Annotated in this window: 1 protein-coding gene; it reads right to left on the reverse strand. The window is 44.7% G+C overall.

The annotated features are described in order from the left end of the window. Positions 1-28: 28 nt before the first annotated feature. Positions 29-1,126 (reverse strand): ISAs1 family transposase, encoded by a 1,098-nt coding sequence (locus AACQ81_RS03635; protein WP_237388477.1) that lies wholly within the window; start codon positions 1,124-1,126, stop codon positions 29-31. Positions 1,127-1,215: the final 89 nt, after the last annotated feature.

The following is a 1,215-nucleotide window of genomic DNA, read 5'->3' on the forward strand; positions in this document are numbered from 1 at the left end:
CAGGGCACGAGCATACTTTGATTAACATTCAGCCAAAGAAAACTTGGGCGCGGTAATCATCACACCAGCTGGCTTTTTTAAGCTTATTTCTTTGGCTTGGTGCCCCGCAATCACATTGCTTGACCATGTTCAAAACAAGACGACGGAATAACGCCAGATTCTCAATGGCCCCGTCTAAAACAATCCGAGAATCATCTTCTTTAAAAACGACATCAAGAATATAGTGCTGACTATTTTCAATTCGCCAATGCTGACGAATGTAATACCCGAGGGATTTATGGCGGGGCGAAAGCGAACTCACATAATACGAAGTATCTACTGTCCCTTTGCCATTTTGTGTCCGATGACGTTCAACCGCAATAATGCTCCGGATCGTTGGCCATCGCTCCATCATTTCAGGGGTAAATTTCGGTTTTAACTGAAATACATAGCGCTCTTCCCGTCTACCATGGGCTTCTTGCCTGATTTCCGTTATCACTTGCTCTTTACCCGCATCAAAAACGGCCTGAAATTGAGATTGAACTGCATCCCATAAGTTGGGTTGATTTTTCTTCACTTGCACAACCACATGTGCTTTCTTTTCACTGATTTTTTCCAGCGTTTCACGCTGGCAATGTAGGGCATCAAGGGTCACGATACTGCCTTTGAGATTAAGGATATCCAGCATCTGGCGGACTGTGCTGATTTCCCCATTTTTGGTCGCCGTTGCTTTCTGGCTTAATACCAACCCTGCCTCAGTATCATAGGCCGTGACCAGTTGGACGGCATTTTTCTTATCGTTACGATAGGCGCGTCGCAGGACTTTCCCATCAAAAGCAATAACCGGTTTATTCCCCAACTCACGCTGCTCATTAACCCAGTTGAGTAAAGCTTCCAGCAGGGAGTCCAGCTCGATAGCACGCAATATTCTCGCAATGGTATGCCGACGGGGAATGCCATTGAGGAAGGGGCGATACGTTTTCAGCCACTTAATTTTTGCCCGGCCATAAGTCTCAATATCTTGCCAACCTTCGGCTCCCGCCATAATGGCACTGACGACAAGGAAAATCACATCAATCAGATCGTACTGACGATTAATATTAGAGCGTGTTTCTTTAACAACGGATAAATGTTCAATCAGGGTCATAGGTAAGCGATTAGAAGAGAAATAAGGCTAATTAGATCATGCTATTAATTTTCATTCAATAGATGTTAAAAAAGTATGCTCGCGCCCTG

This window comes from Xenorhabdus sp. Sc-CR9, assembly GCF_963897815.1.
Taxonomy (GTDB): Bacteria; Pseudomonadota; Gammaproteobacteria; order Enterobacterales; family Enterobacteriaceae; genus Xenorhabdus.

Bases quoted from the DNA above. Each gene is read 5' to 3' on its own strand.
- AACQ81_RS03635 (WP_237388477.1), bottom strand. From the start codon at position 1,126: ATGACCCTGATTGAACATTTATCCGTTGTTAAAGAAACACGCTCTAAT.